Genomic DNA, 22,468 nt, shown 5'->3' with positions numbered 1-22,468 from the left:
GCATCGCATGAACTGTTTCTTTCTGTTTTCTAAAATTGGTCGTTTTACTGTAGAAGAAACGTCAGCAACGCAAAGCGTTATTGATAATATGTTTTGTCGGTAACAAATCTAAAGGAAAAGGGGGAGATGCAGAAAATGCCTGTTTTATAGAGCAAACAGGTAATGCGTAAGCCAACCCCCGAAGGCCGCCGGAACGTGAAAGGAATGGAAAAGTTTATAAGCAGGAAAGTGAAGATGGCTGCAGGATATTCAGAGAAGTGTGTAGCACCGTTTCCTGAAGAAGTCGAAATATTTTCCGCCCCGATACCGTTATTCATCGTCTTTTTGTCTATGTGGTTTGACTGCTGAATAAAATGCATTACAGCTGGTCGTCAAGTGTTTTTCACTAACATCCAGAACCGGGGAAATTTCATTGTTGAATCAAATACAATTACTATACATCTTGAAAAAAATATTCAGTCGTTTATTACATTCGATTGAAGCAAAAAGCTGGTGGCAAAAATAATTCTTCAATAAAAAAATACGCCCCGATATTCGGGGCGTATTTTTTTATCTTCTGAGTACATAATTTGTTTTAAACCTAAGTGTTGTCGTTTGCTCCTTTGTTCATTTAATTGCAGGTATTAAAAAAGGATATGTTTTAGTTTATTGCATAGCAATAAGTACCTGTTCTTGTTGTAAAGAAATCGTAATCGATCCAGCTATAGCCTGCATCGCCCCAACCTGTACCCCATGAATTCATAATGAGATATGCGTTTTTCGCATCATCATAACCGCAAATAACAACAGAGTGTGCAAGTGAACCTGAACCGGAATAGGTTTTCCAGATAAATCCGGCTTTTGCACTAATGAATGAATTGTCGGCAAGTATGGTGATGATGACAGGATGTTTTTGCGTAACCATTGATTTGATGGCTGCTTTATCTGTCGTGTAAAGTTTCGCATAAGAACTGATCTTGTAATTCTGCGCTTCCAACGATTGTGATGAAGTTGGTAACGTTGAACATCCATTCGTACTGCTGTAAGGCATTGTTTGAAAAGTACAGATGCCATTTAACTTAATAAAATCAAGAGCAGTTTGCATGGCTGAGCCTGAACTGCATTCGATGCTGAATTTTACCTGGTTGTATAAGAACTCAGGACTGAAAATATTCGCACTGTTGCTGTAAGATGTTGCACCTGTTCTGTAATATTGTTCAGCTGAGCGTGCTGCATAGCCTACTGCAAATGCAATACATGAACCTTCGCTTCCCTGGTTACTTACAGGTGGCATTGTTAATCTGAAACCCGAAGTAGAAGGAGGTTCAACAACTGTTGTATTAAGTGTTACAGTAATTGATCTCACTGATTGATTACCTGCAGCATCTCTTGCAGTTGCTGTAATTGTATAAATGCCGCTTGCAGCACCTGTTGTGTTCCATGAGTAACTGTAGTTTGATGACGATGAACTGCCAACTACTGTTCCATTTATGCTGATGCTTACAAAAGTTACACCGGTATTATCAGTTGCAGATGCGCCAATATTAATGGTGGCCCCTGTATTGTAGGAAGCACCATTGGCAGGTGAAGTAATGTTTACAGTTGGGGCTGTAACATCTCCAACAGTCACATTATTTACACTCACTGTAACAGAGCTGCTTGTTCTGTTATTTGCAGCATCTCTTGCTGTTACTGTTAATGTATGTGCTCCGTTTGATACAGTTGCAGAATTCCAGGTATTTGTAAATGGAGCAACACTGCTGCTGCTGATTGAAACACCATCAACAGCAAGACTAACGTCACTTATACCAACATTATCACTCGCACTTACCTGTACGGCAGATATGCCTGTAATAAAAGAGCCTGTTGTTGGTGTAATAATGCTGATGGTTGGCGCAGTTGCATCACGTTTACCTCTTGCAGCAAGCATGGATAAATTAAAAACTTCCCTGCCCGCTTCAGGAGCGTTCGATAAAAATCCGGAAGAAACGATCAAGGGCACTTTTGCCTGTAACACAGGATTATCGTCAACAACTCCTGAAACTTTCGTTTGAGTAAGTTCTGTCTCACTTTCGGGTAATGCTGTTGATTTTTCTTTTGAACAGGATGTCCATAGAACGGATACAATCAATAACCCTAACAAGCCTTTCGGCATTGTAATTCTTTTCATTTAATCTGCTGTTGGTTTTTATTAGTAAAAAAATATCTGGCGGTGACGCCCATAGGTATTGCATTCAGGTATAGTTGTCTTTCAATGCCTGACAGGTCATGCAGCTTTGCCTTTGCAAATGCAAAGCATTTACATTAGCATCCTGTTGTGATAAATCTTGTGGGAAATTGTAGCTGGTACTTTCTGTTGGGGAATGGTTCTTCTATGATCTGGATATTTGTTCTCGTGGGTCCTTAATTAAACAAATCAATTCCGCTCTGTCTCAAAATTTTATCCTGTTTACGCTGTCGTTAATCTCCGAGTATTAAACAATAACTATGCCACTCAGCTTTGCAATCGCTCATCGTATTTATATGTTAGTAAAGATATTTTGTTTTGATGCAGAAAATGAACGAATGACTTTTAAGGACAGAAAAATCACTCTTTATACTACATGCAAAACAAGAACTTTTGTAGGTATCATTTTGATAGATGCAGTTACTCCGAAAAATTGCTTTTAGTAAACAACTGATTCAATAAGGTTAACGCATGTAATAAAAAGAAACTCTGTTCACTTGATTTATCTAATCATTACTTCTCTGCACATTAGTTCTTTTATCACCAGTTTGTTCACAATTGCAATAGAGTAGAAGATCAGAAAACAATTAGCTTTTTGCAGGCAGTATTAAAACTGATGCAACAAAAAAAGGAGCTGCAATTTGCAACTCCTTTTCTAATATAATTAACAACAGTTTACCTGCTGTTCGCATCATTCATTCGGATGTTACGTCCTTTAAACTTCTTTCCGTCAATAGATCGGATCATCTGCGTTGCTGCTTTACTGTCAACTTCAACCCAGCTGTTCATTTCACGCATATCAATTTTACCGAGGGAATCTTTTTTCAAATCACTCATATCTAAAATGAATTGCAGGAAACTTGCTTTGTAAAAACCATCTTTCGTTCCGAGGTTTACAAACAAGCGGGTGTAATTGCCTGAACCGCCACCGCCGTTGAAATCACGACCTTGTGTATCTCGATAAGGTGTACGTTCACGTTCACGTGTACGTCCTGATCCCGGTCTTTCTCTTTCGATACCACGACCACCACCATCACGCTTGAATTTATCAAACTCACGGCCACGCTCACGAATGTTGAGGTCTTCTGCGTTTTCGTAATACTTGAGGAAACGATCGAACTCCATTGATGCAACACGCTTCAGAATTTCTTCTTTACTGATGTCTGCAAATTTTTCCTGCAGCATCGGTACATACGTTTCATATTCTTCGCTGCTTACATCCATGTTGATGAGCTTATCCATAAACGAGAAAAACTGTTTACGGCAAACATCTTTACCGGTTGGTATTTCAAGTTTATTAAATCGTGACTGCACAATACGTTCGATCTGGCGAACCTTGCCAATTTCACGACTATGCACAATGCTCATACAAATACCCGTTTTACCGGCACGACCTGTACGACCACTACGGTGGGTGTACACTTCAATGTCGTCAGGTAATTCGTAGTTAATGACATGCGTAATATCTTTTACATCAATACCACGTGCAGCCACATCCGTTGCAATCAGCAATTGTAATGTTCTGTCACGGAACTGACCCATCACCGCATCACGTTGTTGCTGTGTAAGATCACCATGCAATGCATCAATATCATAACCTTCACGTGTAAGTTTCTCGGAAATGTTTTGTGCATCAATTTTGGTACGTGTAAAAATGATCCCGTAAATGCCGGGGTTGAAATCGATCAAACGTTTCAATGCTTCGTAGCGGTGTTGTGATGACACCACAAAATACTGGTGATCGATATTTACGTTGGCCGTATTCATTTTACCAACAGTAACTTCTACGGGTTCTTTCATGTACTTACGGCTCACCTTACGAATTTCAGGCGGCATAGTAGCACTGAATAACCAGGTACTTTCTTTCTTAGGCGTGTTCTGCAAGATGAATTCAATATCATCCTGGAAACCCATGTTCAGCATTTCATCTGCTTCATCAAGTACCACATACTTAATTTCACCAAGGTTGATAGCCTTACGTTCGATCAAATCAATTAAACGACCGGGAGTAGCTACAACGATCTGGATACCACGCTTGATATCACGGATCTGCATGCCGATAGAGGTGCCGCCGTAAACAGCTACCACCTGCATTCCCTTCATGTGTTTCTTGAAAATTTCTATCTCTTTAACGATCTGCAGGCAAAGCTCACGTGTAGGACAAACGATCAGTGCCTGTGGGTGTTTTTTGCTTTCGTCTAATAATTGCAGCAATGGTAAACCAAACGCTGCTGTTTTGCCGGTACCCGTTTGGGCAAGACCGATCAAATCCGTGGTTCCGCTGAGCAGAACGGGGATTGCTTTTTCCTGAATAGGAGTGGGAGTTGTAAAACCGAGTTCACTAATCGCTTTCATCAATCTTTCATCCAGTCCAAGCGCTTCAAATGTGTTCATTCTTTATTTCTGTTATAATAAGCGGCAAAGGTAAGGTTTTATGGGGGAAGGAAGGGTAGAAGTACGAAGTAAGAGGTACGAGGTACGGAGCGCACCCTGTCTGACGTCCTCGTCTGACGGAAAAACGAAGAGACTAATTCAGATTTTGCCTATTAACCATTGCCCATTCACCATTCACCGTTCACCATTAACTTTGCGCCATGCGAAAACTGGGCATGGATGAGCTCAACCGCAAATCGGTTGATGAATTTAAAGAAGCGGAGAAGAACAAGGTGATTGTTGTGCTGGAAAATATCCGCAGCATGCAGAATGTGGGCAGCGTGTTCCGCACAGCCGATGCATTTTTGGTGGAAGCCATTTACCTCATTGGTTACACGCCGCAACCCCCGCACCGGGATATTCATAAAACAGCCCTGGGTGCAACAGAAACGGTGAGCTGGAAATATTTCGCCAAAACAACCGAGGCCATTGCAGAGTTGAAAGCAAACGGCTATAAACTGTTTGGGATTGAACAGGCCGAAGGCAGCATTTTACTCCAGGATTTTGAAAAAGGGCCGGATGAAAAAATAGCCCTCATCTTTGGCAACGAAGCCGAAGGAGTGGAGCAGGAAACCTTGCACGAATGTGAAGGCTGCATTGAAATACCCCAGTTTGGAATGAAACATTCACTGAATATTTCGGTTGCCGCCGGCGTGGTGCTGTGGGAAATGGCAAGAAAAGGTCTATTGAACCAATAATCAGGATTGAACAACATGAGTACTGTAAAGAGCTATTTATCGCTGATAAAATTTTCGCATACCATTTTTGCATTGCCGTTTGCATTGATTGGATTTTTTCTTCAGAGACACGAATTAGTTTCGGAAATTTCAAAAACAAGTAGTTCTTGGAGTATTTATATCCCAGCTGACTATTTAAAATTGTTTTTGATTCTCCTCTGCATGATTTTCGCCCGTAGTGCAGCCATGGCCTTCAATCGTTACCTAGACAGAAGTTTTGATGCAAAAAATCCACGCACTGCTATTCGTGAAATCCCGGCGGGAATTATTTCGGCTAACAGTGCTTTAATTTTCACCATCGTTAATAGTGTGTTGTTTGTTGCAACAACATTCTTCATTAACAAGCTCTGCTTAGCTTTATCCCCAGTAGCATTATTTGTTGTGTTAGGTTATAGCTACACAAAACGTTTTACCCCGCTTTGTCATTTGGTGTTAGGTCTTGGGTTGTCGTTAGCACCAATTGGTGCGTACCTCGCCGTAACAGGAGAATTTGCTGTATTACCGATATTGTTTTCATTTACAGTATTGTTTTGGGTTAGTGGCTTCGATATCATTTATGCGTTGCAGGACGAGGAGTTTGATAAAAAGTATGAATTAAAATCAATACCGGCATGGTTAGGTAAAGCAAAAGCATTGCGTGTATCTGAACTGCTGCATGTACTTTCAGCAGCTTGTGTAATTGCAGCAGGTGTATATGGTGATTTTGGCTTGTTCTATTGGATCGGAGTTGCCGTATTCATGGGCATGCTAATCTATCAACACACTCTTGTAAAACCTAACGATCTCAGCAAAGTTAACATTGCATTTATGACAGCCAACGGCATAGCCAGTGTGGTGTTTGCAGCTTTTGTGATTACAGATATATTGTTCATCAAAGGTTCATGGAATTTAAATGGCTAGAATCATCTGCATCGATTACGGCGGCAAACGAACCGGTATTGCGGTAACTGATCCTTTCCAGATCATAGCTACCGGCTTAACCACCATCGAAACAAAAAACTTTATTCCTTTCCTGAAAGATTATTTCAGCAAAGAACAGGTGGAGCTGATTCTTATCGGTATGCCCACCAACTGGGATGATAGTGACACACATGCCACGCCGTTAGTGAAACGTGCCATAGAACAACTCAAGAAAAATTTCCCTACCATTCCGGTTGAAACAGTTGATGAGCGTTACACCTCCAAAATGGCCAAGAGTGCCATGCTTGAAATGGGACTCAAAAAAAGTCAACGCCGGGATAAAAAGCTGGTGGACGAGATAGCGGCTACTATCATGCTGCAGGAATACCTCGAACGATTGTAGAACTCAGATATACAATTGCAGGGTTATTCCTTCGGTCCCAGTGCTTATATTTGCAGCTAATTTTTACAGTTGTGGTGCAATCTGCAATCTGAAATCGTAAATCTGAAATCGCATGATTCTTCCCATTGTTGCCTACGGCTTTGATGTTCTTCGTAAAACAGCAAAAGATATTACTCCTGAGTACCCCGGGCTGGAGAAGTTGATTGCTGATATGTGGGAAACCATGTATTCCTCCAATGGGGTCGGGCTTGCTGCTCCACAGATCAACCGTGATATTCGTTTGTTTGTGGTGGACAGTGCACAGATGTTTGCCAATATGGATGAAGAAGAAACCTTGCTCTATCCTGATAAACCAGGTATCAAACAGGTATTCATCAACGCTCAGGTAGAAGAGTTGCTGGGTGATGATTGGTTGTATAACGAAGGTTGTTTAAGCATACCTAAGATCCGTGAAGATGTGTATCGTGCTGAAGAAGTAACCATCCGTTACATGGATGAAAACTTCAAAGAGCATGTAAATACATTTGATGGCATCACTGCCCGTGTAATCCTCCATGAATATGATCATATTGAAGGCAAACTCTTTATCGATTACCTGAAACCATTGAAACGAAAAATGCTCAAAGGAAAGCTCGATGATATTTCAAGAGGAAAGGTAAATGTGGATTATAAAATGCTGTTCCCTAAATAGAACGGAGAGAAAAATGATTAAATGGTGCTAATGATAAAGCCCCGATATCAATTGATATCGGGGCTTCCTTTTATTCATCTTCGCCTGTAAGATTTTTTGCTTTCGTATACACCCGCCATTTTTCAATTACCTGCTGCATATCTTTTGCCAGTTCACTTTCAAATAACATCCGCTCTTGTGTTTTTGGATGTGTGAATCCCAGCGTTTGTGCATGCAATGCATGTCGTGGACAAATGGTAAAACAATTATCTACAAATTGTTTGTACTTGGTATAAACAGTTCCTTTTACAATTCGATCTCCGCCATAGGTATCATCATTGAATAAAGGATGACCAATGTGCTGCATATGCACACGTATCTGGTGTGTACGTCCGGTTTCCAAACGACATTCTACCAGTGTGGTGTAGCCGAAACGTTCAAGAACAGTATAATGAGTGGTGGCTTCTTTGCCATATTCACCATCAGGATATACATCCATGATCTTGCGGAAACGTTGATGACGACCAACATGACCGGTGATTGTTCCGTTATCTTCTTTTATATCACCCCATACCAATGCCACATACTTACGTTCTACTGTATGATTGAAAAACTGTTTAGCTAAATGCACGCTGGCCTGTTCAGTTTTTGCCATGATCACAAGGCCACTTGTATTCTTATCAATGCGATGCACCATGCCAAAACGAGGCAATTCATCTTCGGTAAGATCGGGTTGTTGTTGTTGAAAATGCCACAATGCACCATTCACCAATGTACCGGAATAATTACCACAGCCGGGATGCATCACCATGCCGGGTACTTTGTTTACCAGCATCACAGAATCATCTTCATAAACAATATTGAGCGGGAGTTCCTCTGCTTTTAGGTTCGTGTCTTCAGGTGCAGTATCAGTAAATGTTACAATATCATCGCCCGGTCTTACTTTATAGTTTGCTTTAACCGTGTTGCCATTGACCAGCACCATGCCGTTTTCGATTCCACGTTGCACTTTATTACGGGTAGCACCCTGGATCCTGGTCATCAGGTATTTGTCGATACGCAAAGGTTCTTGTCCCTGGGCTACTTCAAAACGCTTCTTTTCAAACAACTCTTCCGAGCCATCACCGTTCTCCAGTTCACTGTCTTCGTCTAATAATTCTTCGTCGATCATCATCCGCAAAAGTAAGCCCTGTTCGGCATCCATTCAATCCGATATTAAATTTTTCATGCCGAAATTGTCAGGAAACGGCATTAAAAATTTAATAGAGGCTCTTTCTGGCAATTTTCTTCAATAAAAAACCGCAGGAAAAATCAAGTAAATTTGCAGGCTATGACACAATTGGTGCAGTTTGAAGATCTAGGGAATATGCCTTACAAACAAGCCTGGGATTACCAGGAGATTTTGTTGAAGAAAAACCTTGATGTGAAAGCAGAATTGCGTTTAGTAGCCGATAGCCGTGAGCCGATAGTTGATAGTGTATTGCACTCACCACTCACTACTCACCACTATCTTTTATTTGTAGAACATCCACCCGTATACACCTTAGGCAAAAGTGGCCACATCGAAAATATTCTGATCAGTGATGAAGAACGTGCTGCAAAAGGAATCGAATATTATCCAACAAATCGTGGTGGCGATATAACCTTTCATGGCCCGCAACAGATCGTTGGCTATCCCATTCTTGATCTTGAAAAATTCGAAACCGACATTGGTAAATACTTACGCAAACTTGAACATGTCATCATTTTAACCATGGCCGATTATGGTTTGAAGGGCGAACGCAGTAAAGGCGAAACAGGTGTATGGCTTGAACCGGATATAAAAGGAAAAGAGCGAAAGATCTGCGCAATGGGAGTGCGTTGCAGCCGCTGGATCACCATGCATGGCTTTGCATTTAATGTAAATACTGATCTTAATTATTTCAACTACATTATACCCTGCGGTATTGAAAACAAGCAGGTAACTTCTTTGGAAAAAGAGTTAGGGCATAAAGTTGATTTTGAAGAAGCGAAAGAAAGCGTGAAGCGAAATTTTGAAAAAGTATTTGATGTAAAACTATAATGGCTTGGCGAAGTAGAGTAATGATTTATGATCGCCAAATATCCATTCATCTTTTTCCACTTTATAAACATACATGAGCCATGAATGCCCACCAGATTTTACTTCGATCTGGTTATTCACAACAGTAATAGTGCAGGGCAATACTTCTGTTTTATCTTTTGAATAAAACGTGAGTTCCGCTGTTGCGGTTTTATCACCATTATCTTTAATTGATTTGATATAACGGATCAATACTGATTCGTTGCTAACAGCTCCAGGCTTTGCTCTGCGGCGGTACACAGTCCAGTTAGCACCGGTAAGATCTGCAAGATTAGGATCTAACGGCGTATCAAGCACGGGATCAGTCACTGCGTTTTTACCAAGCGTTTCACGCCAGAAGATTTCTTTCTTAGTTAAAGTATGAACAGTGCCATCGTCATCTAATAATAACAACTCCGTTTCTGAAATTGAACCAATCGTATACACATCAGCAGCTGCAACTAATATATTTCCCGGTTCATCAATAAACGCAACACCACGCATGATGGTTTTTGTTCCGTCTCTTGTTTCCACTTTATCGCCTTCAGTAAAATGCAGATAGATTGTGTCACCTACCGGTTGCGCATTTTTATCAGCATCTGTGCGTTTTACTTCCTGCCATCTGCCAAGTAGTTGTGCTAAGGTAAAGTTGTAAACAGGGCCTTTTTTTGCTGCGGTTGTATTAACAGCGTTCACACCTCTGCGTCCAACACGTTGTGCCAACAAAAATTCCGGAGCCAAAAGCAATGCGGTAAGGAGTAAGGGTAAGTATAATTGTTTCATAAACGGGTATGCAGGGGAAGCGATCTGCACGGTGAAGCAAAATACAAAAACAAGGCCATTCTTCAAATAACCTATTAAAAATATTAGTAATCCCTTGTAATCAGGAACTTATTCTTCTCTTTCAGCTTGCCATCTTCCAATAATTCGAAGTGGTACCAACCCGATTTCATGAAGTTGACTTTATCGAGGGTAAGATAGGTGTCTGTTATTTTTGGAATAATAAAGAGCTGTGAACCATTTTCCTTTAGAAACCTGACGCTGTACTTTTTTGATAATGCATCGGGCAAACGAATGACAGGATTTCCATCATCACCGGTGAAAATATATACTGACGGAACCCAAACCGGCTTAGGTGCAATAGTGGGCCGGTCGTCTTTTTCAACTTCTTTTTGCGGCTGAGCTGGTTTGTAAGTTGGAACTGTTGTTGAAGATGTATCGATCGTTAATTTTTTTGAAGGGGTGAATACATAGTTGGAACCTTCGAATAAAATGAAGATGCGGTAATAGCCACTATCATTCTTTGCTGTTTTATCAACATAGCTGTAGGCTTTGCTGCTGGTGTTGGGTACAGAATGGATGGTACTGAAATTCCGTAAACTGTCTTTTGAACGTTGAATATTGATCTGCGATACATTTTTGAATGTGCTGATCCAACTGAGAACAATTTCGCCATTCATTTTTTTTACTGCAGCGAATTTCGGAAGCGTGTCCTGTTGTGCAGTTGCAGAGTAGGCAATAAAAATAAGAAGAATGGGTAAGATCAGTTTGTTCATGGAATTGATATGTGTTCTGTTGGTTGTTCTCTAGCTGCACAAATATAATGCCGTTCAGAATAATAACGTTCCGGATGGTAAACTGTTGTTTCCCTGCAAACCGCCGGAATGAATAACCAATAGTTTACTGTTATCCGGAAAATAGCTTTGTTCTGCTAAGGCAATAACGGCCTGCATTAATTTGCCCGTGTACACAATATCGGTAGGAATAGATGTTTTCGTATAAAATGAATTCATAAAGTTGATCAACTCCTCATCGGTTCGGGCGTAACCTTTGCCTGCAAATTCAAACAACACAATTTGTTTTGCTGCCGATGGGACAGCTGTATGTTGTAAAATGAATTGTTCCTGCTCATCAGTTTTTATTTTGAGTGCTGGCACACCGATCACCGTTTGTGATGCATTGGCAGCTGAGGCAATTCCTTTAAATGTAGTGCCTGTTCCAATTGAACAAATGATATGTGTGAATTCATCGGCCCCCGGTATGCGCTGCAAAATTTCTTGACAACCTTTCATTCCCGGTTCATTATTTCCCCCTTCCGGTACAAAGAATAAATTAGAATGCTGCTGAATGATTTTCTGAACTGCCTCACTGTTTGATGCATAATCTTCACGGCGCACAGAAATTAATTTCATGTTATGTTTTCTGCAAAACGAAAGTGTAGGATTGAGTGGTTCAATCACTTCACCACGCACAATGCCAACAGAACTCATTCCTTGTTCATCACAAGCAAAAGCTGTTGCTGCCAGGTGGTTTGAATAAGCGCCGCCCATTGTAATGATACCTTGCTTATTATGTTCATTTGCTTCTGCCAGGTTATACTTTAGTTTGAAATATTTGTTACCTGAAATGAAAGGGTGCAAGAGATCAAGCCTTGCTACCGTAAAGCCAAAAGATTTCCCTTTTGTCAGTGGCCATTCTACCGTGTTATGTGAAATTATTCGTGGTATCGTTTGCATGATGTGGCGGAACAATTGTTTCCTATCTTCGCACCGCTCAAAAATAAATGAATACATGCAACCTACATTATTGATTCTTGCGGCCGGAATGGCCAGTCGCTATGGCAGTATGAAACAGATGGAGGGCTTTGGTCCTGCCGGCGAAACTATTATGGACTATTCCATTTATGATGCCATTCGTGCAGGTTTTGGAAAAGTGGTGTTTATCATTCGCAAAGATTTTGCTGATAATTTCAAAGCAGTGTTTGAACCAAAGCTGAAAGGCCGTATTGAAATTGATTATGTGTATCAACAACTCGATTCATTAACAAACGGATATGAAATTCCTGCAACCCGTACAAAACCATGGGGAACAGCACATGCGATCCTTTGTGCAAAGGATGCCATCAACGAACCGTTTGCAGTAATTAATGCCGATGATTTTTACGGTCGTGATGCATTTGAAAAAGCATATTCTTTTTTAATGAATGATTGCACACCAAAACAACAGGCCATTATTGGTTATGAGCTTGCGAGAACCTTGAGTGCTAATGGTACAGTTAGTCGTGGTGTGTGTGAAGTGGATGAAAATAATAACCTGGTAAGTATTTCGGAACGTACTAAGATCTATGCAGAAGACGATAAGATCGTGTATGAGGATGCTGCAGGAAAACATGAAGTGCCGTATCGTTCAAGTGTGAGTATGAACTTCTGGTGTTTTGATGCATCAATTTTTAAAGTGAGTGAAGATCTTTTCTCAACATTTCTGCAGGCGCACGGACAAGAGGAAAAATCAGAATTCTTTATTCCAATCGTAGCTGATACTTATATTAAGAAAGGTCTTGGCGTGGTGAAGGTTATTCCAACATCATCGCAATGGTTTGGAGTTACCTATAAAGAAGATGCGCCGGGTGTACAGCAAAGTGTAGATAACCTTGTTAATGCTGGTGAGTATCCTTCCTCCTTGTGGAGTTAATAAAAAAAGTAGTGATATGATAAAAAAAGCCGCCCTGGTTAATATAACAGGGCGGCTTTTTTTATTGAATGATCAGAATGCCCGTTTGCACTTTCTTGTTTTTCTTCAACAGGCGGTAGTAATGTATTCCCCGTTGCAATCCTGAAAGTGAAATCTGTTGAGGATAGTCTACGATCTGTTTTTGCAAAACAACACGACCATAATTATCAATAAGTTGAAAGATTACCTCATCATCCTGTTCTGTAAGCACAGTAACAGACCCATTTATTAATGCGGGGTTGGGGTACACAACAGCTACATTGTTTTGTGTGAAGTAAAGACTTGCTGTGTCCGAAATAATTTTTCTTCCATCAGATAATTCAATCACTGCACGATAAAGATTTGTACCAGCAATTAGTTGCTGATCGGTGAATTGATACTGCAGTGCATTGCTGGCAGTTTGTTTATCAAGTAAAGAGAATCCACTTGCAAGATATTTTTCAAAACTAATGGACTTCACATTGTATGTTGTGCCGAGTAAAAGTTGTAATGATCCTTTAAGATCAAACGTGAAGTCTGCTATAAAGCTTTTTGTATAACAACCCGTGCCTTGCAATTCATAATTAAACGTATAAGTTCTCAACGCATCTTTACCTGCAAGTAATGGTGTAATTGCATAATGTTTTGAGAGATTGGCTGTTTTTGAAAGCACAACAAATGTATCTGTCGTTATGCGTATTGGCTCCATATACTTTACACCCAGTTGAGAAATACGGTAGGCAGAAGCCTGAGGCACTTTTGGCCATGCAATAAGAAATGAGTCTGGACAGTTAAACCCTACAGAAGTGGGAATGCGTTGCGAAATTGTAAACGTATCTGAAGCGAAAAAATTATTCGCAATTGAAAACCGCAGCAACGCTTTGCTTGTAATCATTGGTGTTTGAAGTTTGTAATAACCTTTTGTGAGATCAACTGAAGGAGATACTGTTTGCCAGCTGCTACCATTATCTGTACTCAACTCTAAACTACCTGTTGCAGTTGTAAAGTTTGATTGGAAACGTAACATGTTTGTTTGACCGGGAAATAAATGATCAGATGCAGTAGGGAAGTGCCAGTTAAATGTATCCAGTGTATCCAATTGGTAGGCGATGGCAAAATTTTGCGAACCGGATGGAATGCTGAATGCCTTCACGTCAATTGCATAATTTCCTGCAACAGGATTGTTTACTGTTATCTGTTCAACTACATTCAAACTATCTCTTTTGCGTGTTGGTAATTGTTGTAATGCTGCAACTGATGCAGCACTGTTAAGCACCCATGGTTGCCAGCTTGTACTACTCCCTGTATGTGTTAACATAAGATCAAGGTCATTGATCAATGCTTTTGAAGTGTTTGGTGCAGCTTGTAGATCGGTCCATACCAATGTTAATTTCAGTTGTTTAATGTTTGCAGGAACCGTAATTGTAAACTGTTGTTGTGTATTGGCAGTAACAGAACCGGTAAAATATTGTCCGTTCAAAATTGCTTCAACTGCATGCAATGCATTTGCACTTCCATAGCCTGATTTATAATCAATGCCTGCTGTTTCTACATCATCAGCACTGTTTAATAACACCGCTTTGATCAATGATGCAGAGGCTGCTGTGTTATTATGCTTTTGTTTGTAGATGTGATGTAAAACGGTTCCAATACCAGATACCAATGCTGCAGCACCTGAACTGCCATCTTCTCCAAACGCAACCAGTTCAGGTTTTACTCTGCCATCAAATGCAGGTCCCTTTGAACTTGGTATCATTACCACTCCAAACGAATCGATATGACCAACAGTGATGATGTTTTTTGCATGCTTGAAATTGCCAGTGAGGTTCGAGTAGCCGGATAAATTCATATATGTACCTGTTGCAGTAGCTTGTGAACCTGAATTACCTGCTGAAAAAATATGCAACAAAGAAGGATTGTTTATTACTGATGCATCATAAGCTGCAGCTTCTGCACCATAATAACTTTCAACAACTGTTCCATAGGAATGGTTTTGTAAAAGCACGGATGAACCGTTGTAATAACTATCAGGTTCCGGCAAAAGGTTTTGAAAACTTACTGAACTGAGATTTGCTCCCCAGGCAGCCCCTTTTGTATTATACCATGTATTACCGCCACCGGCGATCATTGTAGCCATGATGCTTGCATGATTACTCCCTGTTGTTGAAGCAAAAGCTGATGGAAGAATGCGTCCTTTCAGATCAATATCTGTTGTATCAAACTGTTGTTCTTTTACTGAAAGATGAATGCCAGTTGCATTGTATAACGGATAACGATGTTGAATAGTAGAGATGCGGTTGACAGCATAGTCAACAAAACCAAACAGCAATTCTTCTTTTGGTTGTTTGCGTATATCTGCGGAACGGATCGATGGAGTATTGATGATTTCTTCAAGTTCACTCCATTTGCATTCGATGACTGCAATATTTGCAGGTTGATAAACAGAAATGAGTTTAATGGATTTGTTTTTTGAAAGTACAGTTTCGAATTGTTTAAGATCATCTACTGAAACAGTATACAAATGCACAGCATCGGTTTGCGATTTTGCTAATTGAAGACGAAGTGATGGTAATAATTTATCCACATTTTTTTTATCGCTAACCTGGGCAAAAGCATTGTTGAACAATAAAAAAATTACAGCACAAATTCTGATTGTCTGCAAACCTGTTCGGAAAAGAAATAAATAGTTTGAATATATTCTCATCAGTTATAAATCTCATTAAAAAAAATCAAATCAGCATCTGTTTATTTTTCTGTGTAACAATTCTTAGTGTTTTTACTTTTTTCTAAAACAAGTTTTCGCTTTGCAACATTGCTGCAATGATGCATGATTATTACTTGATAAAAATAAATAATTTAATGCGTCAATCATTTTTCAACCTAAACACAAGTTAACATGAGAAAAATTGTTTTTGTTTTTACCGCTGTTGCATTTTCAGCGTTGTTTATCGTAGCCTGTAAGAAAGCTGCCAAAGAAACTGCTAACTCTGAAGTATCGCAGGATGTTTTAAATCAAATTGCTGCCCAGGGATTTTCAACTGAAGGAGTTGTACAAACGAATGGCGGTTACCTCGTAGAGGGAGATATCCTTCTTACTGACGAAAACCTCCGGCACACACCCACTTCAAATGAACTGATCTACGCTAATGAAGAACATTACCGTACTACTTACCTGGTAACTGGTTTACCAAGAACGCTTACTGTAAAGTTGAACACAACACAGGCGAATTTTATATCAGCTACGGATGAAGCCATTCGTCGTTACAATGCGTTAAACCTGCGTGTAAAGTTTCAACGTATTACTGGAACAGCCACTGCCAACATCAATATTGTTACGTATTACCAGGTAAGTAATACGTTGGGTTCTGCCGGATTTCCAACAAGCAGTGGAAATCCTTACAGCCAGATTCAAATGAACAGGTATTGGTACACACCAAGTATTGCTGTAAATGCGTTGGCTACAACTATTGCACATGAGATGGGACATTGCATTGGCTTCCGTCATACAGATTATATGAACCGCTCTTACAGTTGTGGTGGCTCTGCTGTAAATGAAGGTTCAGCAGGTGTGGGTGCTGTTTATATTCCGGGCACACCATCAGGCCCAAGTGCAGGTTCATGGATGCTTGCTTGCGGAAGTACATCCTCTTCTTTCAATCGTCCGTTTACAAGTGCTGATCAAACAGCATTGAATTATGTTTATTAATTGATTTGTATTCAACATGGAAAGGCATCCTGTACTTTCAGGATGCCTTTTTGTTTCCGTAAATATGGTTGTACGTAGTTTTACGATACTACTTATTCCCTTGAAACCTCAATTATTTTGTTTAATTTAATAGTCTATTCTAAACCTAAACATTTAAGACATGAGAAAACTATTTTCAATTATTGCTGTTGCGGCGTTTGCAACATTGTTTATTGTAGCTTGCTCTAAATCAGCAAAGCAAGACGTGCAAGCAGAAGTTTCGCAAGAAACACTTAATCAAATTTCGGCGCTTGGTTTTTCATCTGACAATGTAATAGCGTCTGATGGCGGCTATATTGTTGAAGGTGATATTTTTCTTAGCCCGCAGGATTTAACAACACAAAAAACTGCTCATAAGTTAGTTATTGCTAATGAAGAGCAGTATAGAACTAACAACCTGGTTACAGGGCTTCCAAGAGTTATTACAGTAAGCCTTAGCGGCAGAAATATCACCAATTTGCTTGAGGATGGAGTTGAGGCTGCAGTAGCACGTTATAATGCAGAAGGCTTGGGATTAACATTTCAATACGTAGGTAGGACAGGCAACGGCACCATTAATATCAGCGTGGTAAATACTGGTCAATATATTGCTTCCGCAGGTTTCCCCAGCGGAGGAAATCCATATGGTACAATCAAATATGCCCGCAACTTCACATCAGGTTACAGCCTTGGTTTTGTAACTACTGTAGTTGCACATGAAATGGGGCATTGCATCGGCTTCCGTCATACAGATTATATGAACCGTTCTTACAGTTGCGGTGGTTCAGGCGGTAATGAAGGTTCTGGTTCAGTTGGTGCTGTTCATATTTCTGGAACTCCGACAGGGCCAGATGCAGATTCTTGGATGCTTGCCTGTTTGAGTGCATCGACTAACCGCCCATTCAATGCAAACGACAAAAAGGCTTTGGATTATCTCTATTAATAGCAATCGTTTAAAAAAGCATAAACAAAGCCCCCAATTTATTGGGGGCTTTGTTTATTAGCCTATATCAAAATTGTAGACAAATGTGTCAATTTTATAATTGTAAAATTATCAATTATTTATCTGTCAGATTTTTCTATATATTCAATCTTCATTTTTTAAACCTAAACAATTAATCAGCATGAAGAAAATGAGAATGGCATTTGTTGCCGCAATTTCGATGTCCGTATTCTTTGTCTCTTGTCAGAAAGATGTAAAGACAAATGATTCTGAAATTTCACAGGATGAATTGACCAAGATCGCCTCCATGGGTTTTTCAACTAGTGGTGTAACAAAACAAGGCGATGGTTTTCTGGTAGAGGGTGATATTTATATCCCGTCAATCGACTTGGGTAAAACAAGCAACAGTCCAAATCTTGTTATTGCCAGCGAAGAACAGTACAGAACTACGAATCTTGTTACTGTAAGTGGTGGCGCAAGGAACATTACTGTTTCCATTAACACATCAGCTTCCTATTTTGTACAGGCCTTAGACGAAGCGATTGCACGTTACAATGCAGAAGGTCTCCAGTTAACATTTACACGTGTAACCGGTACTGCTGACATTAACGTGCAAACATATTATCAGGCAAGCAATACGTTAGGTTATGCTGGCTTCCCTACTGGTGGCAACCCCTACAATACGATCAGCATGAACACATATTGGTACAATGCAAATACCAATATTAATTATCTCGCAACTATTATTGCACATGAAATGGGACATTGCATTGGTTTCCGTCATACAGATTATATGAACAGAAAATTCAGTTGTGGTCCTGGCCCGGGCAGCAATGAAGGTGCAAGCACAGTTGGCGCTATTCATATTCCTGGTACTCCAACAAAAGCTGACGCAGCTTCATGGATGCTGGCTTGTGTTGGTACTGGTGTAAACCGTCCGTTCAATGCCAATGATAAAATTGCTTTAGCTTACCTGTATTAATAACAGTCGTAAAGCATAAATGAAAAGCCTCCCGATTTGCGGGAGGCTTTTCTTATTTGCGAAAGTTTTTATACAAATTGATGAGTGAGTTGGTAGATGCATCATGCGACGATACTGCATCATCCGTTATTAACTCAGGTAAAATTTTATTGGCTAATTGTTTGCCCAGCTCAACACCCCATTGGTCGAAACTGTAAACATTCCAGATAACTCCTTGTACAAAGATCTTGTGCTCGTATAAAGCAACTAATTCACCCAATGAGAATGGAGTGATCTTCTTTAGAAGAATAGAGTTTGTTGGACGATTACCTTCAAATACTTTATACGGAATCAATTCTTCTTTTACTCCTTCAGCAATTACTTCTTCTTTTGATTTACCATTCATGAGTGCTTCTGTTTGTGCAAAGAAATTACTCATGAGTTTTGGATGATGATCGCTCAACGGATTATGACTGATAGCCGGTGCAATAAAATCAGCAGGAATTAAATGTGTGCCTTGGTGAATTAATTGATAGAATGAGTGCTGTCCATTTGTACCCGGCTCACCCCAAATGATGGGGCCAGTGCTGTAATCTACTTTATTACCGCTGCGATCAACATACTTACCATTGCTCTCCATGTTGCCTTGCTGGAAATAAGCAGCGAAGCGATGCAGGTATTGATCGTAGGGGAGAATCGCTTCACTTTTTGCATCAAAGAAGTTTACATACCAAGTGCCCAGCAATGCCATGATCACCGGAATATTTTTATCGAAGCTTTCTGTTTTAAAATGTTCATCGGCCTGGTAAGCACCTTTCAACAATTCTTCAAAATTGTTGTAGCCGATTGTTAGTGCAATGGATAAGCCAATTGCACTCCACAAACTGTAACGACCACCAACCCAATCCCAAAATTCAAACATGTTGGCTTTATCAATCCCAAATTTCACCACATCTTTTTCATTGGTAGATAAGGCTGCAAAATGTTTGGCCACATGTGCTTCGTCTTTTGCATGTTGCAGAAACCAGTTTCTTGCGCTGTGCGCATTGGTCATGGTTTCTTGTGTGGTAAATGTTTTTGAAGCAATAAGGAATAGTGTTTCATCAGGTGTTACCTTCTTCAAAGTTTCAGCAATATGTGTTCCATCAACATTGCTTACAAAATACGTTTGAATCCCATCAACCCAATAAGGCTTTAATGCTTCGGTGATCATCACCGGTCCAAGATCACTACCACCAATACCAATATTGACGATGTATTTTATTTTCTTACCAGTATAACCTTTCCACTCGCCGCTATGAATATTGGCGCAGAAATTTTTCATTTGCTCCAACACACGTTTAATATCAGGCATCACATTCTTGTCATCAACCAAAACTTCTTTTCCAGAAAAATTACGAAGTGCGGTATGCAGTACAGCTCTCTTTTCTGTCTGATTGATTACATCGCCACCAAACATTTTATCAATAGCTTCTTTCACTTTGCATTCTTCAGCTAATTGTAACAATAGCTGCATGGTTTCTTCAGTGATGATATTCTTTGAATAATCAAACACCATGTCATTTTCACAAGTGCTGAATTTTTTAAAACGGTTGGCATCTGCTTTAAACAGATCACGCATGTGCACTTTTTTCATTTGTGCAGCATGTGCGGTAAGTAGTTGCCAGGCGTTGGTTGTAGTTGGGTTAATCGATGAGAGCATGTTAGTTAAATTTTATCGTATGTTATGTTTGTTGCTTTATCAGCCGTCGGCTAATTTACTCAACGTTACTTCTTTGTCTTTGTGCAGTTGCTCAATCAGTTTGTCTAATCCGTCAAACTTCACTTCATCACGCAAATGATATTTTACAAACACTTTCAAATGACGGTTGTAAATATCTTCTGCAAAATCAAACAGATTTACTTCAATTGTTTTTTGTGTGCCATCAACAGTAGGTCTTGTGCCAATATTCATCATACCCATCAGTATTCTTGGTTCACCTTCTACCTGTGCCTGCACTGCATATACGCCGTTGGCAGGTACTAATTTATCGGCATCCTGTATCTGCAAATTAGCAGTAGGGTAGCCCAACTTACGGCCAAGTTTATTTCCTTCAACCACATATCCACGAAAGAAATAAGTATAACCTAACAGTTGATTGGCTTTCTCTATTTCTCCTTTGCCGATTGCGTCCCGTATTTTAGTTGAACTTACAATTACTTCATTCCTGAGCTGTTGCGGAATTTCTTTTACTACATAATTATACTGCTCACCCATTTGCTCGAGCAAACGATAATCGCCTTCACGGTTGTTACCAAACTTATGATCGTAACCAATAATGATGAGTGATGGATGAAACCGATCGACCAGGAAATTCTTAATGTATTGCTGGGCAGTTTGCTCTGAAAATTCTTTGTTGAAAGGAACCACCACAAGATTATCTAATCCTTGCTGTTTTAATAATTCTATACGCTCTTCAAGTGTAGTTAGTTCAGCAACATACCGATCGGGCTGAACAATTTTACGGGGATGTGGATAAAAGCTGATGAGGACAGATTCGCCTCCATTTTCCTTTGCTTCGGCACATAATTGCCCGATGATTTGCTGGTGACCAAGATGCACACCATCGAAAGTGCCGATTGTAACAACGGCGTTCGTAAAAACGGGCAACTGCTGCAAACTTCTGTAAACCTTCATAATTTGAAGGCACAAAAGTAACACATTTGAAGTGTGGAAGTGTTAGTTTTGCCGCTCATAAACAAAGCGGCATGTCATTATACAATAAACGGGGCGTTTCGGCACAAAAGGAAGAAGTACATAAGGCAGTAGAACATCTCGACCAGGGATTATACCCCCATGCTTTTTGCAAACTCTATCCCGATTATTTGGGTGGCGATGCTGATTGGGTGAACGTCACCCACGCTGATGGTGCCGGAACCAAAAGTATTCTTGCTTATTTATATTGGAAAGAGACAGGTAATGCTTCCATTTGGAAAGGGATTGCGCAGGATGCAATTGTGATGAATCTTGATGATCTGCTTTGCGTTGGTATCTACGATAATATTTTATTCTCTTCAACTGTCGATCGTAACAAAACACTCATTCCCGGTGAAGTGCTGGAGCAGATCATTCATGGTTCTGCTGATTTGTTTGCACAGCTGAAAGAGTATGGTGTGAATATTCATTACCTGGGTGGTGAAACGGCTGATGTGGGTGATGTGGTGCGTACCATTGCTGTGAACGGAACTATGACAGCACGTTGGCCAAAGAATAAAGTGATCAGCAATGATAAGATCAAAGCCGGTGATGTGATTGTTGGTTTGGCAGGATTTGGACAGGCGAACTATGAAACATCATACAACAGTGGTTTGGGCAGTAATGGTTTAACAAGTGCAAGACATGATGTATTAGAAAAATATTATGCGCATCATTTCCCTGAAACATTTGAATCGAAGTTGCATGATGATGTGGTGTACATTGGTAAACATCGTTTGGCTGATGAAGTACAATTACCCAATGGTGAAACTTCATTGATCGGTCGCTTGCTGTTATCACCTACAAGAACATTTGCGCCGGTACTGAAAGAAATATTACAAAATCATTTTGATGCAGTTCATGGCTTGATCCATTGCAGCGGTGGTGGACAAACCAAGTGTATGAAATATTTACCGGGTCCCATGAAGATCGTGAAGGACAATCTCTTTACGCCGCCGATAATTTTTGATTTGATCAAAGATGCATCCGGTGCTGATGCACGTGAAATGTACCAAGTGTTTAACATGGGTACAAGACTTGAGATCTATACAAATGAAAAAGATGCTGATACATTGATCAACATCTCAAAATCGTTTGGTGTAGATGCACAGGTAATTGGCATGGTAGAGGAGAGTGAGAAAAAAGAGTTAGTGATTAAGTTGAAGGATGAAGAATTAATGTTTTGAT

Annotated in this window: 19 protein-coding genes; 10 read left to right on the top strand and 9 right to left on the bottom strand. The window is 40.1% G+C overall.

Going from position 1 to position 22,468, the window contains the following annotated elements:
* Window positions 1-640 precede the first annotated feature (640 nt).
* Window positions 641-2,149 (bottom strand): Ig-like domain-containing protein, encoded by a 1,509-nt coding sequence (locus VK159_RS07605; protein ID WP_324229530.1) that lies wholly within the window; start codon window positions 2,147-2,149, stop codon window positions 641-643.
* Between the two features lie 732 nt (window positions 2,150-2,881).
* Window positions 2,882-4,600 (bottom strand): DEAD/DEAH box helicase, encoded by a 1,719-nt coding sequence (locus tag VK159_RS07600; RefSeq protein ID WP_324229529.1) that lies wholly within the window; start codon window positions 4,598-4,600, stop codon window positions 2,882-2,884.
* A gap of 200 nt (window positions 4,601-4,800) precedes the next feature.
* Between VK159_RS07600 and VK159_RS07595 the strand changes: the two genes are divergently transcribed.
* The 4 genes from VK159_RS07595 to def all read left to right on the top strand — a co-directional run bounded on the left by VK159_RS07595 (window position 4,801) and on the right by def (window position 7,370).
* Window positions 4,801-5,337: an RNA methyltransferase gene (locus VK159_RS07595; protein ID WP_324229528.1), complete on the top strand. Its 537-nt coding sequence runs from the start codon at window positions 4,801-4,803 to the stop codon at window positions 5,335-5,337.
* Window positions 5,338-5,352: 15 nt separating this feature from the next.
* Complete coding sequence (locus tag VK159_RS07590; protein ID WP_324229527.1) at window positions 5,353-6,276, top strand: UbiA-like polyprenyltransferase; 924 nt, start codon at window positions 5,353-5,355, stop codon at window positions 6,274-6,276.
* Window positions 6,269-6,679: a Holliday junction resolvase RuvX gene (gene ruvX / locus VK159_RS07585; RefSeq protein ID WP_324229526.1), complete on the top strand. Its 411-nt coding sequence runs from the start codon at window positions 6,269-6,271 to the stop codon at window positions 6,677-6,679. Before VK159_RS07590 ends, ruvX begins: the two co-directional genes overlap by 8 nt.
* Before the next feature lie 112 nt (window positions 6,680-6,791).
* Window positions 6,792-7,370, top strand: a complete 579-nt coding sequence (gene def / locus VK159_RS07580) for a peptide deformylase (protein ID WP_324229525.1) — start codon at window positions 6,792-6,794, stop codon at window positions 7,368-7,370.
* A 70-nt stretch (window positions 7,371-7,440) separates the two neighbouring features.
* On the opposite strand, the gene VK159_RS07575 is transcribed toward def, so the two are convergent.
* Window positions 7,441-8,553 carry an RluA family pseudouridine synthase gene (locus tag VK159_RS07575; protein ID WP_324229524.1) on the bottom strand — a complete coding sequence of 371 codons (1,113 nt, stop codon included), beginning with the start codon at window positions 8,551-8,553 and terminating at the stop codon, window positions 7,441-7,443.
* Window positions 8,554-8,679: 126 nt separating this feature from the next.
* Here VK159_RS07575 and lipB point away from each other — a divergent pair, with 126 nt between their 5' ends.
* Window positions 8,680-9,411 carry a lipoyl(octanoyl) transferase LipB gene (gene lipB / locus VK159_RS07570; RefSeq protein WP_324229523.1) on the top strand — a complete coding sequence of 244 codons (732 nt, stop codon included), beginning with the start codon at window positions 8,680-8,682 and terminating at the stop codon, window positions 9,409-9,411.
* Here the strand turns inward: lipB and VK159_RS07565 are convergent.
* From VK159_RS07565 to VK159_RS07555, 3 genes are all read right to left on the bottom strand, one after another.
* On the bottom strand, window positions 9,406-10,212 hold the full coding sequence (locus tag VK159_RS07565) for a hypothetical protein (protein WP_324229522.1): 807 nt from the start codon (window positions 10,210-10,212) through the stop codon (window positions 9,406-9,408). The two genes, lipB and VK159_RS07565, sit on opposite strands and share 6 nt — an antisense overlap.
* An 83-nt stretch (window positions 10,213-10,295) precedes the next feature.
* The gene (locus VK159_RS07560; RefSeq protein ID WP_324229521.1) at window positions 10,296-10,985 is read right to left on the bottom strand and encodes a hypothetical protein; all 690 of its coding nucleotides are present in this window, start codon (window positions 10,983-10,985) and stop codon (window positions 10,296-10,298) included.
* Window positions 10,986-11,039: 54 nt separating this feature from the next.
* A complete protein-coding gene (locus tag VK159_RS07555; protein WP_324229520.1) occupies window positions 11,040-11,945 on the bottom strand; it encodes a 1-aminocyclopropane-1-carboxylate deaminase/D-cysteine desulfhydrase in 906 nt (301 codons plus the stop codon).
* Between the two features lie 55 nt (window positions 11,946-12,000).
* Between VK159_RS07555 and VK159_RS07550 the strand changes: the two genes are divergently transcribed.
* Window positions 12,001-12,900, top strand: coding sequence for a nucleotidyltransferase family protein (locus VK159_RS07550; RefSeq protein ID WP_324229519.1), 900 nt, complete (start codon window positions 12,001-12,003; stop codon window positions 12,898-12,900).
* Between the two features lie 61 nt (window positions 12,901-12,961).
* Here the strand turns inward: VK159_RS07550 and VK159_RS07545 are convergent, their stop codons facing one another.
* On the bottom strand, window positions 12,962-15,502 hold the full coding sequence (locus tag VK159_RS07545; RefSeq protein WP_324229518.1) for a S8 family peptidase: 2,541 nt from the start codon (window positions 15,500-15,502) through the stop codon (window positions 12,962-12,964).
* Window positions 15,503-15,814: 312 nt separating this feature from the next.
* Here VK159_RS07545 and VK159_RS07540 point away from each other — a divergent pair, with 312 nt between their 5' ends.
* The 3 genes from VK159_RS07540 (at window position 15,815) to VK159_RS07530 (ending at window position 18,567) form a co-directional block, all read left to right on the top strand.
* A complete protein-coding gene (locus VK159_RS07540) occupies window positions 15,815-16,624 on the top strand; it encodes a M57 family metalloprotease (protein WP_324229517.1) in 810 nt (269 codons plus the stop codon).
* 160 nt (window positions 16,625-16,784) lie between these two features.
* Window positions 16,785-17,585: a M57 family metalloprotease gene (locus VK159_RS07535; protein WP_324229516.1), complete on the top strand. Its 801-nt coding sequence runs from the start codon at window positions 16,785-16,787 to the stop codon at window positions 17,583-17,585.
* Window positions 17,586-17,766: 181 nt separating this feature from the next.
* The gene (locus VK159_RS07530; protein ID WP_324229515.1) at window positions 17,767-18,567 is read left to right on the top strand and encodes a M57 family metalloprotease; all 801 of its coding nucleotides are present in this window, start codon (window positions 17,767-17,769) and stop codon (window positions 18,565-18,567) included.
* Window positions 18,568-18,619: 52 nt separating this feature from the next.
* On the opposite strand, the gene pgi is transcribed toward VK159_RS07530, so the two are convergent.
* Together pgi and VK159_RS07520 are read right to left on the bottom strand one after the other, a co-directional pair.
* A complete protein-coding gene (gene pgi / locus VK159_RS07525) occupies window positions 18,620-20,248 on the bottom strand; it encodes a glucose-6-phosphate isomerase (protein WP_324229514.1) in 1,629 nt (542 codons plus the stop codon).
* A gap of 39 nt (window positions 20,249-20,287) precedes the next feature.
* Window positions 20,288-21,223 (bottom strand): bifunctional riboflavin kinase/FAD synthetase, encoded by a 936-nt coding sequence (locus VK159_RS07520; RefSeq protein ID WP_324229513.1) that lies wholly within the window; start codon window positions 21,221-21,223, stop codon window positions 20,288-20,290.
* A gap of 71 nt (window positions 21,224-21,294) precedes the next feature.
* On the opposite strand from VK159_RS07520, the gene VK159_RS07515 reads away from it, so the two are divergent.
* Window positions 21,295-22,467, top strand: coding sequence for an AIR synthase related protein (locus VK159_RS07515; protein ID WP_324229512.1), 1,173 nt, complete (start codon window positions 21,295-21,297; stop codon window positions 22,465-22,467).
* The last annotated feature ends 1 nt before the right edge of the window (window position 22,468 follow it).

Origin of the sequence: Lacibacter sp. (assembly GCF_035299325.1) — a bacterium.
Lineage (GTDB): Bacteria > Bacteroidota > Bacteroidia > Chitinophagales > Chitinophagaceae > Lacibacter.
The sequence above is the reverse complement of the archived record's forward strand: the minus strand, read 5'-3'. Positions and strand labels throughout refer to the sequence as shown.

What these genes read in the sequence shown, in the direction of transcription:
- VK159_RS07595 (WP_324229528.1), top strand. Translation starts at nt 4,801, where the DNA reads ATGCGAAAACTGGGCATGGATGAGCTCAACCGCAAATCGGTTGATGAA.
- VK159_RS07605 (WP_324229530.1), bottom strand. Translation starts at nt 2,149, where the DNA reads ATGAAAAGAATTACAATGCCGAAAGGCTTGTTAGGGTTATTGATTGTA.
- def (WP_324229525.1), top strand. Translation starts at nt 6,792, where the DNA reads ATGATTCTTCCCATTGTTGCCTACGGCTTTGATGTTCTTCGTAAAACA.
- VK159_RS07535 (WP_324229516.1), top strand. Translation starts at nt 16,785, where the DNA reads ATGAGAAAACTATTTTCAATTATTGCTGTTGCGGCGTTTGCAACATTG.
- VK159_RS07600 (WP_324229529.1), bottom strand. Translation starts at nt 4,600, where the DNA reads ATGAACACATTTGAAGCGCTTGGACTGGATGAAAGATTGATGAAAGCG.
- VK159_RS07550 (WP_324229519.1), top strand. Translation starts at nt 12,001, where the DNA reads ATGCAACCTACATTATTGATTCTTGCGGCCGGAATGGCCAGTCGCTAT.
- VK159_RS07560 (WP_324229521.1), bottom strand. Translation starts at nt 10,985, where the DNA reads ATGAACAAACTGATCTTACCCATTCTTCTTATTTTTATTGCCTACTCT.
- VK159_RS07515 (WP_324229512.1), top strand. Translation starts at nt 21,295, where the DNA reads ATGTCATTATACAATAAACGGGGCGTTTCGGCACAAAAGGAAGAAGTA.
- ruvX (WP_324229526.1), top strand. Translation starts at nt 6,269, where the DNA reads ATGGCTAGAATCATCTGCATCGATTACGGCGGCAAACGAACCGGTATT.
- VK159_RS07530 (WP_324229515.1), top strand. Translation starts at nt 17,767, where the DNA reads ATGAAGAAAATGAGAATGGCATTTGTTGCCGCAATTTCGATGTCCGTA.
- VK159_RS07540 (WP_324229517.1), top strand. Translation starts at nt 15,815, where the DNA reads ATGAGAAAAATTGTTTTTGTTTTTACCGCTGTTGCATTTTCAGCGTTG.
- VK159_RS07590 (WP_324229527.1), top strand. Translation starts at nt 5,353, where the DNA reads ATGAGTACTGTAAAGAGCTATTTATCGCTGATAAAATTTTCGCATACC.
- VK159_RS07575 (WP_324229524.1), bottom strand. Translation starts at nt 8,553, where the DNA reads ATGGATGCCGAACAGGGCTTACTTTTGCGGATGATGATCGACGAAGAA.
- pgi (WP_324229514.1), bottom strand. Translation starts at nt 20,248, where the DNA reads ATGCTCTCATCGATTAACCCAACTACAACCAACGCCTGGCAACTACTT.
- VK159_RS07565 (WP_324229522.1), bottom strand. Translation starts at nt 10,212, where the DNA reads ATGAAACAATTATACTTACCCTTACTCCTTACCGCATTGCTTTTGGCT.
- VK159_RS07520 (WP_324229513.1), bottom strand. Translation starts at nt 21,223, where the DNA reads ATGAAGGTTTACAGAAGTTTGCAGCAGTTGCCCGTTTTTACGAACGCC.
- lipB (WP_324229523.1), top strand. Translation starts at nt 8,680, where the DNA reads ATGACACAATTGGTGCAGTTTGAAGATCTAGGGAATATGCCTTACAAA.
- VK159_RS07555 (WP_324229520.1), bottom strand. Translation starts at nt 11,945, where the DNA reads ATGCAAACGATACCACGAATAATTTCACATAACACGGTAGAATGGCCA.